The 17,059-nt window shown below is 46.9% G+C and carries 9 protein-coding genes and 1 tRNA gene; 5 read left to right on the top strand and 5 right to left on the bottom strand.

Annotated features, from left to right (window positions below):
* Positions 1-98: 98 nt before the first annotated feature.
* From JGK07_RS17420 to JGK07_RS17405, 4 genes are all read right to left on the bottom strand, one after another.
* The gene (locus tag JGK07_RS17420; protein ID WP_293207453.1) at positions 99-1,046 is read right to left on the bottom strand and encodes a rhodanese-related sulfurtransferase; all 948 of its coding nucleotides are present in this window, start codon (positions 1,044-1,046) and stop codon (positions 99-101) included.
* A 54-nt stretch (positions 1,047-1,100) separates the two neighbouring features.
* A tRNA-Gly gene (locus tag JGK07_RS17415) sits at positions 1,101-1,172 on the bottom strand.
* Positions 1,173-1,432: 260 nt separating this feature from the next.
* A complete protein-coding gene (locus JGK07_RS17410; protein ID WP_293233208.1) occupies positions 1,433-4,543 on the bottom strand; it encodes an efflux RND transporter permease subunit in 3,111 nt (1,036 codons plus the stop codon).
* Positions 4,544-5,017: 474 nt separating this feature from the next.
* Entirely contained in the window at positions 5,018-6,805 is a 1,788-nt protein-coding gene (locus tag JGK07_RS17405; protein ID WP_293225579.1) for an efflux RND transporter periplasmic adaptor subunit, read from the bottom strand.
* A gap of 518 nt (positions 6,806-7,323) precedes the next feature.
* Between JGK07_RS17405 and JGK07_RS17400 the strand changes: the two genes are divergently transcribed.
* On the top strand, positions 7,324-8,457 hold the full coding sequence (locus tag JGK07_RS17400; RefSeq protein WP_293179855.1) for an AI-2E family transporter: 1,134 nt from the start codon (positions 7,324-7,326) through the stop codon (positions 8,455-8,457).
* Positions 8,458-8,933: 476 nt separating this feature from the next.
* Positions 8,934-10,001: an ABC transporter permease gene (locus tag JGK07_RS17395; RefSeq protein WP_293207459.1), complete on the top strand. Its 1,068-nt coding sequence runs from the start codon at positions 8,934-8,936 to the stop codon at positions 9,999-10,001.
* A gap of 222 nt (positions 10,002-10,223) precedes the next feature.
* Here JGK07_RS17395 and JGK07_RS17390 read toward each other — a convergent pair whose 3' ends face one another.
* On the bottom strand, positions 10,224-13,631 hold the full coding sequence (locus tag JGK07_RS17390) for a PAS domain S-box protein (protein WP_293225587.1): 3,408 nt from the start codon (positions 13,629-13,631) through the stop codon (positions 10,224-10,226).
* A 986-nt stretch (positions 13,632-14,617) separates the two neighbouring features.
* Here JGK07_RS17390 and JGK07_RS17385 point away from each other — a divergent pair.
* From JGK07_RS17385 to JGK07_RS17375, 3 genes are all read left to right on the top strand, one after another.
* Positions 14,618-14,962, top strand: a complete 345-nt coding sequence (locus JGK07_RS17385) for a hypothetical protein (protein ID WP_293179849.1) — start codon at positions 14,618-14,620, stop codon at positions 14,960-14,962.
* Positions 14,963-15,195: 233 nt separating this feature from the next.
* Entirely contained in the window at positions 15,196-16,221 is a 1,026-nt protein-coding gene (locus tag JGK07_RS17380; protein WP_293179846.1) for an ABC transporter permease, read from the top strand.
* A gap of 203 nt (positions 16,222-16,424) precedes the next feature.
* Complete coding sequence (locus tag JGK07_RS17375; protein WP_293179979.1) at positions 16,425-16,895, top strand: Uma2 family endonuclease; 471 nt, start codon at positions 16,425-16,427, stop codon at positions 16,893-16,895.
* Positions 16,896-17,059: the final 164 nt, after the last annotated feature.

Genomic DNA, 17,059 nt, shown 5'->3' with positions numbered 1-17,059 from the left:
CGCTTCAGCGCTCTTGGGGCTCAAGCCCAACAACATACCTTTCTTGGTACGTAGTTGCGCTTCAGCGCTCTTGGGGCTCAAGCCCAACAACATACCTTTTAGTCGATCGCACCATCGGATTTTTCCTTAGCATCATAGCACGCGCCCATATGTACTTGGTTGCGACGCTTAGCAAGCTCAATCTGATGCTGCCGCTCTAATAAAGCTTGTTTTTTAGCTTCGGTTTTCGAGTCATGACAATGAGGACAACTCACGCCCAGGACAAAAAATTCAGAAGCCTTATCTTCCTCACTAATCGGGTGACGACAACCGCGACAAAGTTCATAGTTACCAGGTTTTAAATCGTGAACAACAGAAACCCGTTCATCAAAGACAAAACATTCACCTTCCCAACGACTTTCTGCTTCCGGAACCGTTTCCAAATATTTTAAAATCCCGCCTTCGAGATGATAGACTTCTTGAAAACCTTGCGATCGCAAAAAAGCAGTAGATTTTTCGCAGCGAATGCCACCCGTGCAAAACATTGCCACCTTGGGTTTATCGCGCAAAGCAGTTTCTTGCTGCACCCATTCAGGTAACTCGGAAAAGCTTTTGGTTTTGGGATTGATAGCGCCTGCAAAAGTACCCATAGATACTTCGTAGTCGTTACGCACATCAACTACGACAACATCAGGATCGTCAAGCAGCTTATTCCACTCATCGGGCTTGACATATTTGCCAGCCATGAGAGATGGATTAATATCGGGTATTCCCATCGTGACGATTTCGCGTTTTAAGCGGATTTTTAGGCGGTAAAACGGTGCTTTTTCTGAGAAAGATTCTTTGTGAACCAAATCAGCAAAACGCGCGTCACTACGCAAGAATGCCAGCACTGCGCGCACGCCCTCGGATGAACCGGCGATCGTGCCATTGATGCCTTCGGCTGCTAACAAGATGGTGCCTTTGACGTTGTTTTTGTTGCAACAATCGATTAGCGGTGCTTTCAGCTCGGCAAAATCGGATAGTTCAACGAATTTATATAATGCAGCGGTTAAGAAATTAGCCATAGATCGAATTGATAGCACTAATTGATTTTGATATAAATATGAAAATTCAGTTAAAGCGGACGGTGGGACTCGAACCCACGACGTTCAGCATGGGAAGCTGACATTCTACCACTGAATTACGCCCGCGCTTAGTCTGTTTTACTGGCTTTTACTTTTTAGGGATTGCGGTAAACCATGACTAGATAAATATTATACGACGATTTTGTGATTTTGAGTCAATGATTTTGAGAATTATTTTTTGGGGTTGCCGATCGCCCATGGCGGCAAAATTAATAGGGTGCGTCAGTCTCGATCGCCGGAATTTTTCGGACAAACCTGAGATCTGACGCACCGTACACTCCAAAAGCCTTCTCCTGACGCAGGAGGAGACGGCAGTGCCCGTTTCCCTACCCGGAGATATTCGATCGCCCTTGGCCTCTTTTCTTCCCCCGCACCCGATCGAAAATCCAGACTTGCAAGCCATCCATGTAGGTATAAACCACCGGAATTACCACCAAAGTTAATAGCGTCGAAGTCATCAAACCGCCAATTACCGCCATCGCCATCGGACTCCGCACCCCAGATCCCGCGCCAATTCCCAGCGCGATCGGCACCATCCCAGCTATCATGGCGATCGTTGTCATCAAAATCGGCCGCAACCGCGCTACACCAGAATCCAGCGTCGCCTCATACATCGGTTCGCCTTCCTTCTGATTCATAATCGCGTAATCCACCAGCAAAATCGAATTCTTCGTCACAATTCCCATCAGCAACACTACACCAATCAAAGCGTACAAACCGAGAGATTTTTGTCCTACCAAAAGTCCCAACAGCGCGCCACCAAGAGATAAAGGTAATGCCGCCATAATTGTGATCGGATGCAAGAAATTGGCAAACAAAAGCACCAACACACCATAAATAAACAGTACCGCCGTTCCCAAGGCCCCCGCAAAACCGCTGAAAATATCCTGCATAACTTTTGCATCGCCCGAAGATTCTTGTTCCACGCCAGGGGGTAAAGGATTCATTGCAGGCAGTTTTTTCACCGCAGCAACAGCTTCTCCTAAAGTCGTACCTTGCAACAAATTGCCCTCTACAGATACTTGACGAGCTCTGTCATAGCGATCGATCTGAGAAGGCCCGCTACCCAAAGCAATATCCGCCACTGCCCTCAACGGTACTAAAGTATTATTTTTACCCGGTATTTGCAGATTCTTAATTGTTTCGATATCGCTGCGAAACTGCGGCGCCAACATCACATGAATCGGAATTTGTCGATCGGGCAAATCAAACTTAGCAAGATTTGAATCAATATCTCCAATCGTTGCCAAAGAAGCAGTGCGAGCAATTTGTTGCACCGAAACACCCTGATCCGCCGCCCGATTTGGATCGGGTTTTACCAAAATCTCCGGCTTGACTAAACTCGCGCTAGATTGTACCTCAATCAGTCCCGGAAGTTGCCTCATTTGTTGCGTCAGAGTTTCCGCAGTTTTGGTTAAAGCTTCCGCATTTTCACTCTTGAGGACGATCGACATTTGCTTCCTACCGCCCACACGCCCTTGAGCAAAACTCAGCCGCACACCGGGAACATCGGCAAGTTTCGGCCGCATTTCCTCCTCAAACTTCTGTTGTCCGATCCGCTGATTGGCGGGTTTCAATTTCACGTACAGACTGGCTGTATTTACGCCGCTAGCGCCCCCTCCGCCACCACCTGGCCCCCCGGATACTGTCGGAGCGCCTTCGGTCTCCAAAACGCTTTTTACGGCCCGATGGGCGAGCAATAATTTAGTTGCTTGCTGCACTGCTAAATCTGTCTGTGACAAGGTGGAACCGGGCGGCAATTCGATCGAGACTGTCGAAAGTCCGGTATCATCGCGATCGATAAACCCAGTCGGAATGAAAGGAATTAACTGAACGCTGCCGAAAAATAAAGCAACAGCTAAAATTAGGACGATCGCCCGATGCTTCAGCGCCCAAGTCAAAAGTCGGCGGTACTGATAAGAAAGTTGGTCTTTTTTGAGTTCCGCCTCGTGTCCACTATCCTTAAACAAATAAGCCGCCATCATCGGAGTTACAGTGCGGGCTACTAACAGCGAAAATAACACCGAAGCCGAAACCGTCACCCCAAAAGGTCGAAAAAACTGACCGGGAATTCCCGGCATAAAAGCCACCGGTGCAAACACCGAAACAATCGTCATCGTGGTAGCAACAACAGCTAAACCAATTTCAGCAGAAGCATCCAAAGCAGCTTGATAAGCCGTTTTCCCCATCCCGACGTGGCGTTCGATATTTTCAATTTCGACGATCGCATCATCGACCAATATACCCACCACCAGCGACAGCGCCAACAAAGTCATGCCGTTAAGCGTATATCCTACCATTCTCAGCACAGCAAAAGTAGGAATTGCCGACAGCGGCAAAGCCACAGCAGCAATCAAAGTCGCCCGCCAATCCCGCAGAAATATAAAAATCGTGACAATCGCTAAAACCGCCCCCAAAACTAAAGCATCAACAGAAGCTTCATAGGAATCTCGGATGTGATCTGCTAAAGTATAAATAAGTTCAAGCTTGACATCCGGCGGCAAAGTTTTTTCCATTTTCTTAACAGTTGCCCGCACCGCTTCTTCCACAGTCACGAGAGTGCTGCCGGTGCTGCGGAGGATAGCAAAAGCTACAACAGGCTTGTTATTGAGCCGCGCACCCTGACGCGCTTCTGCATAGCCTTCGTCAACTTTTCCCAAACTGGAAAGCGGCACAAAACCGCCTTTTGGTAAAGTAATTTGATAAGCTTTCAACTGTTCGATAGTTTTGGCGCTGCCGATGGTGCGAACTGTTTGCTCGGAATTGCCGATTTCAGTTCTGCCACCGGGAAGATTGATGTTAAAATTGCGAATTTGGTCGTTAACTTGGGTAGCTGTAATCCCCAAACTTTGCAGTTGTTCGGGGTTTAAATCAACTCGAATATCCCTGTCCCTGCCTCCAATTCGCTGCACTTGAGCGACACCTTTGACCGACAACAGGACGCGGCTGATGTTTTGGTCGATTAATTCGCTTAACTGTTCTACGGTTTGGCGATCGGAAACGACGGCGTAGGACATAATGGAACTACCGGCAAATTCCACCCGTTTGACGACTGGATCGTTGATGTCTTGGGGCAGGCTTTGGCGAATTTGGGCGATCGCATTTCGGACATCATTCGTAGCGCGATCGCTATTTGTGCCCAACAAAAAGTTAACTGTAGTATTAGAAGAACCGTCATTAACAGTAGAAATAATGTGGTCAATATTGCCCAAACCCGCCACAGCATCTTCTACTTTTTTCGTAACTTGAGATTCAAGTTCGGCTGGATCTGCCCCCGGTTGGCTGACAGATATCGAAACTGAAGGCACATCGATGTTCGGTGAATCATCAATGCCTAAAACCGGAAAGGATACTAATCCCCCGATTGTCAGAATTAAGAATAAAACAATCGTCGGGACAGGCTGTTTAATCGACCAAGCCGAAATATTAAAAGACATAATTGGAATGGGGAATTGGTAATTGGTAATTGGGAATACAGCCAATGGATCTCGGACGGGGCGGGTTTACTGATTCTCTCATTTGTATTTGAGGCATTGGTGAACCCGCCCCTACAGGAATTATGTTTTTTCACCAGACATTCAATCACAATTTTCGTAGGGGCGGGTTCACCAACAATCTTTGATGAGTACCGACAATTGACATAAACCCGCCCCCACCCAACGACAAATCCTGCGTACACAACCGCCCCAAAACATCGGGTGTGTGAGTGAGGGCGGGTTTATCAAGATTGTTTGTTACCGACAAATATCTTTGGTGAACCCCCCCTACAGTTGACTCAGTAACTAATCGTCAGGTGCTTAGCGTGGAAAATTATTAGTCTGTCGTCGCCAAATTCTCACCTGACGCACCCTACAATAAATAATGACTGCCAACTGCCAACTGCCAACTGCCAACTACCAACTACCAACTGTCTACTGACTGCTGACCTTAATTCGATCGCCATCCTTAAGATAACCAGCCCCAGCAACCACCACTTTATCGCCCGCCTTCAACCCCTTTTTAATCTGAACCTGAGCAGTCGTCAAATCACCAACCGCGCCCCCAGTAATCTCTCCAACTTCCACAGGTTGAGCCTGCACCTTGTCCTCGCCTACAAGTTTGTAAACAATAGAACTGCCGTCAGACTGTGGTAAAATAGCCTTAGCAGGGACTTTCAAACCTTGAGCCGTCGCCGTCGAAATCGAGGCGCGCAAAAACATTCCCGATCGCAAAAACTCACTTGTCGGCAAATCAATCTTCACCGTAGCCTGCCGATTTTGCGGGTCAACTAACGGCGAAATTTCTCGCACAGTTCCCGACAACTTAATCCGCTTATCAGAATCCGAAGTAATCTGCACCGCCGTTCCCGGCTGCACTTGAGAAACCTGAGTTTCCGGTACTTTTAATTGCAGTTCCAGCTTGTTTCCTCGAATAATCGAAAATAGTTTTTGACTTCCCGAAGAAACATCACCAACTCGACCAATTCTTTCAGATACAATACCGCTGTCCGGCGCTCGGACAATTGTTTGTTCGAGTTGAGTTTGCAACTGTTTCACTCGCGCATCATTACTGCGAACACCTGCTGCATTGTTCCCGACATTTGCGCGCGCGCTGCTGACAGCAGAGCCGGCCGTATTCACCTTAGCGCGGGCGCTGCTGAGGGCCGCTCTCGCCGTACTGATATTAGCTTCTGCTGTAGCTACTTTAGCTTGAGCCGATCGCACTTCTTCCGCCGCTTTGTTCTGTTCTTCCAAAGCTTTATTCAAATCAGCCTTAGCTTTGTTCACATCTTGAACAGCAGTATCTCGCTCGGTTTTGCGCTTTTCCAAATCTTGCTGGCTGATTACTCCCTGGGAAGCCAAATTTTGGGTGCGATTTACTTCTCTTTGAGCTTGAGCTAATTTAGCCTCAGCAGAAGCAATCCCCGCCTTAGCTTGCTCGACACCGGCTTTGGCTTGCTCGACACCTGCTTGAGCTTGGCCCACGCCCGTTTTGGCTTGCGCTGCGTCAGCGACGGCTTTTTCAACGCCGGCTTGGGCTTGAGCAACGCCGGCTTGGGCTTCTTGTTGGGCTGACTGGGCTTGTTGCACCTGAGCTTGCGCTTGTTCTACCGTAGAATCTGCCGATTCTACCTTAGCAGTGGCTTCGGCAATTTGCGATCGCAGCACCGAATCATCCAAAACCGCCATTACCTGACCTTTTTCTACCGCATCCCCTTCTTTTACCAAAACCTGCTTGATTTGCAAACCGTTGGCTTGCGGCAGCACCGGCAGCAAATCGTAGGGCGCCACAGTCCCCGTCGCTTCCAGAGTTTGAGCCACCTCGGCCGATTCCACAGCAGCCACTGTCACCGTCTGATGCGTCCCCTGCTGAGCCGCCGCTGGGGCTGCAACTGGGGGACGCGCGCTCTTCTGGCCCGCAGTCAAGTGTACTGCTAACAGCGTTGCAGCTACGCCAATCCCTGCGCCCGCCAACAGCGTCTGCCACCTGAGTCCTTTACTGGGAGGAACTTCTGGTTCTTCAGCTTCGGAAACTTCTGATTGTTCGTCTGGAACTTCTAAGGCTATTTCTCGTTCATCTTCTTCAGAGGAGAAGTGCCAGCGAGAGGTATCTGAGATGCCAGTTTCAGGCGCATCCACTGCTGATTTGCTGTCGCGCCCGCTCTGCACGGGGACAAGCGGTTGCTGTTCTTCTGCTTCTGAAAAAACTTGATTCGTCACGGTAGTTCCTCCCGCCGGTTTGAGCCTGGGGTTTTTGATATTGTAAAGAAAGATTGCGGTTTTAATATCTAATTTATTTTAGCTGAGCGTGCGATCGGTCGCGCCTCCTCCTTGTGGGTGAGTGTGGCGCCATTTCACCTGATAATCGCGATTTCGATCCGAGGTTGTGCGATCGACCTTTGACTCGATCGGGATTTTGAGGCAGAGTAATCTTAGCGCGATTTGCGATCGCTTGCAGGGCGATCGGACTCAGATTTTCTGTCCCAGAGCGTTTTTACCATCACCAATTCATCACTGCCAAAAGAATTTAATCTAATATTGAACTGATTATTGCTAATCTATAGTTTAATATAGCGATCCTAAATCATTTGTGAACTTCTTCTTACTCCCTCCCCTTACTAAGGGGAGGGTTGGGGTGGGGTAAAAAAAATACGATTCATTTAGGATTGCTATATCTTTGTTGTATAATACGGCACAGAAGCTAAAAAACTTGTGCCAGTTTAATTGATAAAATCACAATGAATAGTGTATTTACTCCCGTCCAACAGTTTCTAATTACTTGGTTGCTAGTGCTAGTGACTGGATGGTTTACCCTGACTGCTATCAATTATGTTGGGGAACTGGTCAGCATTTTAGTAACAGCGGGACTGATTGCATTCTTATTAAATTATGCAGTAATCAGACTGCAAGTATTTTTGCCGCGGGGAATAGCTGCGGGGCTGGTTTATTTGATGGCGGGTGTGGTAGTCGCAGTCATCGGTTTAACTATTGTACCGCCCGTATTCAGTCAAGCGAGACAGTTGGGGGTGAGGTTCCCGGACTTGCTGGAGTCAGCGCGGCAGCAGTTAGGCGAATTTCAAGCGTGGAGTGCCGATCGCAATTTACCATTTGACGTGCAAATATTGGAACAGCAGTTATCAGCCAAAGTCCAGGAACAAGTACAAGCAATCGCAGGTACAAGTTTAGGCTTAGTTGTCGGTACAGTTAACTGGTTTCTCGACTTAATTTTTATCCTGGTAATTTCATTTTATATGCTGCTAGACGGTCAAAGAGTTTGGCAGGGTTTGACCAGCATTTTTTCGCCGGATATTCGCTATGTTCTCACAGATACTTTGCAGCGAAACCTCCAGCGATTTGTCTCGGGACAGTTATTGCTGGGACTCTTTATGGCGACCTCGCTAACTCTGGCTTTTTGGTGGCTGCAAGTGCCGTTTTTTCTGTTGTTTGCCGTGTTTATCGGATTGACAGAAATAATTCCGTTTATCGGAGCGACGCTGGGCATCGGCACTGTTAGTATAATTGTAGCGTTTATCGATTGGTGGCTGGCGCTCCAAGTGTTGGCAGTTGCGATCGGTCTCCAGCAAATCAAGGATAATTTAGTAGCACCCCGAATTATGGGCAATCTCACGGGGTTGAGTCCGGTAATTATTTTTACAGCTTTGCTCTTAGGAGGTAGAGTGGGAGGATTGTTAGGAGTTATCCTGGCAATTCCCCTGACTGGGGTGGTCAAAAGTATCGTGGAAATTGTACTCAATCCCAAATTACCTCCGCAAACAGGTTCGTTTTTCTACAATCCTTTTAACGGCGAGGAATTGGGGAAAATTGCCGAAAATGAAAATAGAATAATTTTGGTAGCCGATGAAAAAAAATAGTTTAAGGTTTGTAGTAAGGACTTCAGTCCTTCATTCAATTGACAGTTGACAGTTGACAGTTGACAGTTGACAAAGGAAGGAAGAGGATTGGAGTAATGAATAGTCTGATTTTAATTTTTCCCTACAAGGGTTCCGGCTTTCAACCAATTCTTTCTGCTAAAAATTGTATTAGTAACGAATTCAGCCCTTGCTACTGATTCCGTGAAGAAAGGATTAGGGGCATCTCAGTTTTGCTATTATGTGAGTGCGAGCGTCCCCGCTCGCTACATATAAGGAAGCGAGCGGGGACGCTCGCACTCCTCAAACCGCTTCTTACTCTCCGAAAAAAACGCTCGCAAAGGACTAAAGTCCTCACTACGAACCTGGAAGGACTAAAGTCCTTACTACGAACCTGGGAGGACTAAAGTCCTTACTACGAACCTGGGAGGACTAAAGTCCTTACTACGAACCAACTTAAAATCTCAAACCTAAAACTTATGAAATGGTGGCAAAATCTTAAAAATAATCCTCTAGCTCGGTTGGGAGCCGTAGTGCTGTTAATTTTTTATACAGTCGCACTTTTTGCCGAATTTGTGGCTCCCTACGACCCCTACGACTCTCAATTAAACAGTTCCTTGCTGCCACCAACTCAGATTTATTTAAGCACCAAAGATGGGCGATTTATGGGGCCCCACGTTTACCCGACTACTCAGGGCCCAGTAGATGCAAATACTGGTGCTCGCGAGGTAATTGTAGACTGGCAAAAACCCTCTGCTGTTAGTTTGTTTGTCAAAGGTTCTCCCTATAAGTTTTTAGGAATTTTGCCTTGGGATATCCACCTGTTTGGCACTACAGGAGAAGGCAAAATTAACCTTTTAGGCACTGATGAACAAGCTCGCGATCAATTCAGCCGCTTAGTACAGGGCAGCCGCATTAGCCTCAGTATTGGTTTAGTTGGTATAGCAATTTCCTTTCCTTTAGGATTGTTAATCGGAGGAATATCTGGTTATTTCGGCAGTTGGATTGACAGTATTTTAATGCGCTTTGCTGAAGTATTGATGACGATTCCCGGTCTTTATTTATTAGTAGCTCTAGCGGCAGTCCTTCCGCCCGGATTGACAAGTGCTCAGCGATTTATTTTGATTGTGCTGATTACTTCATTTATCAGTTGGGCGAGTTTGGCGCGGGTAATTCGCGGTCAGGTACTGTCAATTAAACAGCTAGAATTCGTGCAAGCGGCGCGGGCTATGGGCGCCAACCCAATTTATATTATTGTCCGCCACGTGTTGCCACAAACTGCAACTTATGTAATTATTTCTGCTACTTTGTCGGTTCCGGGTTTTATTGTGGCGGAGTCGGTTTTGAGTTTGATTGGTTTGGGAATTCAACAGCCCGATCCTTCGTGGGGAAATTTGCTATCTTTGTCTACGAATGCTTCAATTATAGTGTTGCAGCCCTGGTTGGTTTGGCCTCCGGCGACGCTGATTATTTTGACTGTTTTGGCGTTCAATTTATTGGGGGATGGATTGCGGGATGCTCTCGATCCGAGAAGCATTCAAAGGTAATTGTTCAGTTGACAGTTGACAGTTGACAGTTGACAGTTGACAGTTTAAGAGCGACCTCTACCTAGAAGGAAGAGGATTGGAGTAATGAATAGTCGGATTTTAATTTCTCCCTCACTCGCTTTCTTGCTTTCAACCAATTCTTTCTGGTAATGGGGAATTGGTAATGGGGAATTGGTAATGACGAAGCAAAAAATGACCAATGACCAATGACCAATTACTTGTTTAAGTATTAATAGGTAAGCGGATGGTAAAAGTAGAACCAACACCGACTTGACTGTTTACTGAAATATTGCCACCCATCATGAGGCAAAAACGCTGGCTGATTGCTAGTCCCAAACCAGTGCCGCCGTATTTGCGCGTGGTAGAAGCGTCTGCTTGGATAAAGGGTTGGAAAATGTTCTGCAATTCCTCGGGATTCATGCCAATTCCTGTATCTGTACAATTAACTACTAAAAATTCTTTACTGGGATTTGAGGATGGAGAATTTACCGCAGGTTCCGAACTGTTTTGTGGTGTCGCTTCGCTGCTGTAGCCGGCGATTTGTTCTCGGCTGGCGCTGAGGGTAATTGTACCATTGTGAGTGAATTTGGCGGCATTGCTTAGCAAATTCAATAAAATCTGCCTCAGTTTGGTAATGTCACCGTGCATAGTGCCGATATTGCCTATTTGCTGTAAGTTTAAAGTGTTATGATTTTTCTCAATTAGTGGCGCGGCGGTGTCGGCGACTTCTTCAATTAAGGTGGCGATGTCGAAGGTTTCTAAGTAGAGATCCATGCGACCGGCTTCGATTTTAGAAATGTCGAGAATGTCGTTTATTAGCGATAGCAAGTGTCGGCCGGATGTGCGGATTTTGTCTAAGTCTGGGGTGAGTTCATTGTAGCCGGATTCTTCGGTTTCTTCTTGGAGCATTTCGCTGTAGCCGATGATGGCATTGAGGGGCGTCCGCAGTTCGTGGCTCATGTTTGCTAAAAATGCGCTTTTTGCGGTGGAGGCTGCTTCGGCTGCTTCTAGGGCGAGTTGCAAGGCGGATTCAAAGACTTTACGATCGCTAATATCCTCGACACTACCTTCATAGTAGATTACCTCACCGCGCGTGTCGCACACTGCACGGGCGCTTTCGGAAATCCAAATTATGCTGCCGTCAACGCGGTAAACTTCTGACTCAAACCCCGAAATTTGTCCAGATTCTTTCATCACTCGCATAAACTTCTCGCGTTGTTGAGGATTGACGTAAGTTTGCTGTCTGATGTTGGTGAGATTTGATGTCAATTCTTCGGGAGTGGCGTAGCCGTAGATGCGGGCTAAGGATGGATTTACGCTCAAGAAGCGACCTTCGGGGGTGGTTTGAAAAATGCCTTCGACTGCGTTTTCAAAGATGCTGCGGTATTTTTGTTCTGCTTGACGCAGGGCGTTTTGTGTCCGATCGCGATCGCTGGCTTCGATCGCCAATGATACCAAATCTGCGAGGGAAGCAGCAAAATTTTGTTCTTCTACTGTCCAGTGGCGAGCACTTCCCACCTGTTCGATACAGAGGACTCCAACTGTATGTCCTCCCAATCGCACCGGCGCATCCAATGTGGATGTGGTGCCGCCTTCTGCAAAGTAAGATGATACCAATTCTCTGGTTCTGATATCTGAGAGAGCGTCGTCGGCTGCGATCGTCCGGTCTTCTTCCAAAGCTTTAAAATAAGCTGGATAGTCTGGTGCTGCGAGTTCGGCACCTTGGGAATGCTCGCTGTTACTGCGGTGAAATTGGTCTAGACATTGCAATTTAGATCGGCTTTCATCGTACAACCACGCTCCGGCTGCTTCTGCATCTAGGGTATGAGCCGCCGCTTCGGTGATTTCTCTTAAAGCTACTTGCAAATCGCCTCGATATAGCGCTTTATTTCTTGCCAATTCTAGCAAAACCGTATTTTGTTTGAGCAATTGTTTTTGCCTCATCCGCCGCACTGATTCGGCTCGCTTCTGTTCGGTAATGTCGCGAGCCACCCAAATTACGGATTCTTCTGAAAGCGGCGAAATGCTGGCGGCAAAACAAATTTCGCGGTCGTTAATGGTTAAATCGTACTCGATGCTAACTGTTTGCTGACTATCTAAGGCTGCTCGAATGTGGTTGAGAAAATTGTCTGCTGTAGCTTGCGGGAACAGCTCTCCGATAGTTTTACCAACTAATTCTGCTGCTGGTTTGTAGAGCAGCGACATATTTGTGGGCGCGATTTTCAAATAGCGACCGGTGGCATCCACAACTACAATTAATTCGTTCATGGCTGCAAACAAAGCCCGCAATTCTGCTTCGGTGGCTTCGAGTTCGGCAGTCCGCTCTGCTACTCGCTGTTCTAAACTGGAGTTGGTTCGTTCTAGGGCTACAAAAGACGATCGCAATTGTCTGGCCATCTGGTTGAAAGACTGAGCCAGGACGCCGAGTTCATTGACGCCTTTGACTTCGACTTCGCCGTCTAATTCGGCGGAGGTGAAGTCGGCAGCTTCGGACATTTTTGTTAAAGCTTTGGAAGCTTCCAGCAATCGGGTAATTGGTGTGACAACCCAGCGAGATGTGAAAATTCCCAGGACGATCGCCAGTATGAAGGCAAAAAAGCACAATAAAATAGTTGTGCGAGTGTTGGCGTTAATTTGCTCCATAAAGTCTGCTTCCGGGATTGCTACGACAATCAGCCAATCGAGACCGCGGCCGTCTCGCAGGGGAGCGACCGTAATGAATTGACGTTTGCCTTTTATATCGAAGCTAAACTGTCCTTGGCTGTCAATTTCTTCAAAACTGCCAAATCGTGTTTGCAAGTATGTGGAAGCCGATCGAATTAGCAAATTTTTGCTCTGTGTTGCCAACAGCCGTTTTTGTCCTTTGTTGTCAGTGATAAACGGCAATTCATCTGTGGAACTGGCGACTATTTCCCCGCTGCGCTCGATCGCAAAAACTTCTCCTGACGGGCTAATTTTGATACTTTTGAGAAAATCGCTGATTTGAGAAAGAGTCAGGTCAATTGCCAATACCCCCCGCAGTTTTCCTGTTTCAGTGTAAATAGGCATCACCGGCGTAATGCCGAGAACTGGCGAGGCAGTGAAGACGTAGATCGGAGACCAGGTGGCTTTTTCTGCCTGTTTGGCAGCTTGATACCACGGTCTAGTACGGGGGTCGTAGGGGGCGGTTTTGATTAGCTCAGTGCGGTTTCCTTTGCTGTCGAGGCGATAAATTTGGCGGTTGGGAGCAGTTGATTCGTCTCTGATGTATACTAATTCATCTGCTTCGCGTTTGAGCAAGAGGAATTTGCCCTGTTCGTCGCCGTAGTAGATGGTTGTAGTGCGATCGCTCAGCTTGGTCTGATTCCAAAAAAAGCGCTCTAAGTTGGGGAAGTCATCAGGGTCTAGGTTTCCAGAGGCGATCGCAGCATTATTCATTTGCAGGAACAGGTGAGACACCTCTCCAAAACTGCGGAAATTTTCTTTAGTCCTCGCTGCGACTTCCAAGCTCAACCTGGTAGCAAGGTCATTGACGGCTTTCTGGCCGTTGCGAAAAGACAGCCATCCAGTGACGCCGACTGCTACGGAGATTTGCACCACCAGCGGCATCAACAAGACGAGGCTCAGTGACATCTTGGGCGAGCTTTTCATCAGACGACGGCTCAGAGTTTTCAATAACATCAATATTATTCTGACACCTACGAGGTTTGCGTATCGTTTGTCGTTTCCAAGATGCCCTAGATAGTATAAGTTATAGCCTTTCTCAAAAAGGTGAGGTATGACTGACAGGTTATATAACCACTGAAACCAAGAGGGCTGAAGCCCAACAACGTACCTCATCTTTGTGAGAACCGCTATACAAAGTCCCACAGCAATATTGAATTGGGGTAGCCGCCCGGTCAAAACTTCGCTGAGGTTTCAAGCACTACTGTAAAAAAATTGTAATATTAATCATGGTACTACTTTCCTGAATCTGGCGATCGCGATCGAGAACTCCAAGGGAGCATCTCTGTTTTGCATTTAATAGTGCTGTCGGGAGCTCGCGTATCGTATAATACGCGAGCTATACGAGTTCGCACTATAAAAAAATTCTTTTTACAAAAATGAGATGCTCCCGAACTCCAGCCCCAAAACTCATGCCAGGTCAAAAAGCATACAACTCCTCAATCGATCGGTCATTCCCAATTCTAAAATCTTTAACCTAAAATCGGATCGCTTTCTCCGAGTGCAGGTTGCCTGCCTTACCGCTGGTTAATACAAATTAGATTAGAATTTTCAATGGCTGGGGGATGTCAAAAATGTAAGTTATTTGACACCAGACTGTTAAAAAATTTGCTATTCATAGAATAAGCGGGCAAAAGCGCGATCGCACGCCAAGACTGTAATTAAAGGATCTTGTGGTGCATCGAGGGCAGCAACGTCACTCGATTTTAGATTTTAGATTTTAGATTTTAGATTTACTCGCCTCGATCGAGGAGGTTGAACAGGAGTCTAAAATTTTGGGTGCGACCTCCATGAGCCTCGGCCATGTGTACCTATTTTTGCGTAATGTCAAGTGTTTTTGGCTTTTGTGGACAATGGCTTACGCCCCGCTACGCGATCGACCTTTGAGCAAAATAATACTTCGGGAGGATAACATGAGCTATACATTTGAAATCCTGGGCGTATCTCCAACTTTAACGTTTTTTAACCAGCAGCAGGAATTACTGCAACAACAGCAGCCGTCAGGTGTAGAATACTTGGGAAACCGAAAGTGTACTCTCGATTCTTTTGTAGCATCGGTAGAGATAATTTCTCCCTATCGCGGCTGGGATGTCGATCGAGTTGTAAATACCGTGATTAGTTTCTGGATGAACAACTCGGATAGCATCCAGTATTGGAAGGATAGATTGCAGGATGCCGGCAGCGAAAACTTGTTAGTAGCCAGAGTAGGCGATATCAAGTCTTTGCAAGCTGCATTTGAATCGCTACTGGGCGAATAGGAAGGAAGCATCTCATTTTCGTAAAAAGCCTTTTTTTGTTTGAGTGCGATCGTCCCTGCTCTCTTATACAATACGCGAGCGGGGACAGCAATAATATAAAAGCACCATGCAGATGCTCGCAATCGGAAAATCTGGAATTGGCAAAAAGTCGATCGACAATCACTAAAATCAAATCCCAATTCCCAATTCCCAATTCCCAATTCCCAATTCCCAATTCCCAATTCCCAATTCCTATGTCTCGTTCAAAAGCCCTGCAATCTTATATTTTTGTCCGCTTGCTACTCGCACCCCTAATGTTGTGGACAATCACCACAGCAGTATTTTTGTTACTCCGGGCCACTCCGGGCGACCCCATAGATGCCATTCTCGGCTCGCGAGCACCCGCCGCCGCCAAAGCAGCAATGCGAACCCAACTAGGCCTCGACGCACCCCTGTGGGAGCAATATCTAAAATACATGAAAGACTTGCTGGGCTTCGACTTGGGAACCTCCATCACCACTCGCGGCCAAACCGTCTGGCAAATTATCGGAGACTATTTCCCCGCGACAGTCGAATTAGCAGTTTGTAGCATGGCCATAGCTTTAATTGTCGGCATCAGTATCGGTTCCCTGGCGGCATCCCGCCCCAACACTATTTTCGATGCAGCAGGCCGTTTGTTTGGGATTATTACTTACTCGCTGCCGGCTTTTTGGGCTGGCATGGTTTTGCAGTTGATTTTCGCCGTACAGTTGGGCTGGTTTCCGTTGGGAACTCGGTTTCCGGTAACATTCCCAGCTCCCCAAGGCTACACGGGACTGTACACTGTAGACAGTCTCTTGAGCGCTAACCCCGGTCAGTTTTTCACAAGTTTGCATTATTTGGCACTCCCGAGTTTGACGCTGGGCATTCTTTTGAGTGGCATTTTTGAGCGAATTGTCAGGGTGAATCTGAAGCAAACTTTGCAAGCAGATTATGTTGAAGCAGCTAGAGCTCGCGGAATTCCTGAATTGCAAATTTTATGGGCTCACGCTCTCAAAAATGCGCTGATTCCGGTAATTACTGTCTTGGGACTGACTTTTGCTGCACTGTTGGGTGGTGCTATTTTAACTGAGGTTACTTTTTCTTGGCCGGGGCTGGCAAATCGTCTTTATGAAGCGATTAGCTTGCGAGATTATCCAACTGTTCAAGGTATTGTGGTGTTTTTTGCGGGAATTGTAGTAATTGCTAGTATTGTAATTGATATTTTAAATGCTTACATTGACCCGCGAATTAGATACTAAATGAAGGAAGAGTTGACAGTTGACAGTTGACAGTTGACAGTTGACAGTTGACAAAAAAAAGAATAAAGAATGAAGATTTTCGCCCTCTCCCCCTCTCCCAATCTCCCACTCCCCGGCTATCTGCTCCTTTGATATGCGTGGAAGATTATTAGGTACGATCGACTAAAATATTAAACTCACAATAAGTAAAATTAGTTGCAGGACTGATTGTCAAAAAAATGAAAATACAGGGAACCGATTATGCTACAGCGATTGTACTTATTCAGAAGTTGCTGGAAAAGCTGTTAGGAGATGAGGTTTTAGTGCGGGTGGAGCTACCAATTCAGTTAGGCGATGCCCAAGCAAAACCGTCGATCGCAGTTGTGATGCCAGACGCCCTGCGCTATACTGACCGCCATCCCATCGCCTCGGAGATATATCTGCTGATCGAAATAGTCGATGGTACGCTTCAAAATGACTGCGAGACTCAAGGAGATATCTATGCTGCATCGCAGATTGACGATTTTTGGGTGCTAGATATCCACCAACGCCAGCTTCATGTATTTCGAGAACCCTCAGACGACGGGTACCGGAGTCAAATGATTTTGTCAGAGGATTCGACTGTGGCGCTCTCAGCTTTTTCTAAGTGTACTTTCTGCGTGCGCGAGATGTTGCAGGCAGTGGCGGCTCTCTAGGAGGATTTGTAAACAGTTGACAGTTGACAGTTGACAGTTGACAGTTGACAGTTGACAGTTGACAGTTGACAGTTGACAGTTGACAGTTGACAGTTGGAGAGCTACCTCTACCCAGAAGTCTGAGTATTGGAGTAATGAATACTCTGATTTTAATGTCTCCCTCG

It is taken from the genome of Microcoleus sp. PH2017_24_DOB_U_A (genome assembly GCF_020738205.1).
Lineage (GTDB): Bacteria > Cyanobacteriota > Cyanobacteriia > Cyanobacteriales > Microcoleaceae > Microcoleus.
Note: the sequence above shows the minus strand (reverse complement) of the source record. Positions and strands in the feature narration are given on the sequence as shown.

What these genes read in the sequence shown, in the direction of transcription:
- JGK07_RS17420 (WP_293207453.1), bottom strand. Translation starts at nt 1,046, where the DNA reads ATGGCTAATTTCTTAACCGCTGCATTATATAAATTCGTTGAACTATCC.
- JGK07_RS17390 (WP_293225587.1), bottom strand. Translation starts at nt 13,631, where the DNA reads ATGAAAAGCTCGCCCAAGATGTCACTGAGCCTCGTCTTGTTGATGCCG.
- JGK07_RS17410 (WP_293233208.1), bottom strand. Translation starts at nt 4,543, where the DNA reads ATGTCTTTTAATATTTCGGCTTGGTCGATTAAACAGCCTGTCCCGACG.
- JGK07_RS17380 (WP_293179846.1), top strand. Translation starts at nt 15,196, where the DNA reads ATGTCTCGTTCAAAAGCCCTGCAATCTTATATTTTTGTCCGCTTGCTA.
- JGK07_RS17395 (WP_293207459.1), top strand. Translation starts at nt 8,934, where the DNA reads ATGAAATGGTGGCAAAATCTTAAAAATAATCCTCTAGCTCGGTTGGGA.
- JGK07_RS17400 (WP_293179855.1), top strand. Translation starts at nt 7,324, where the DNA reads ATGAATAGTGTATTTACTCCCGTCCAACAGTTTCTAATTACTTGGTTG.
- JGK07_RS17385 (WP_293179849.1), top strand. Translation starts at nt 14,618, where the DNA reads ATGAGCTATACATTTGAAATCCTGGGCGTATCTCCAACTTTAACGTTT.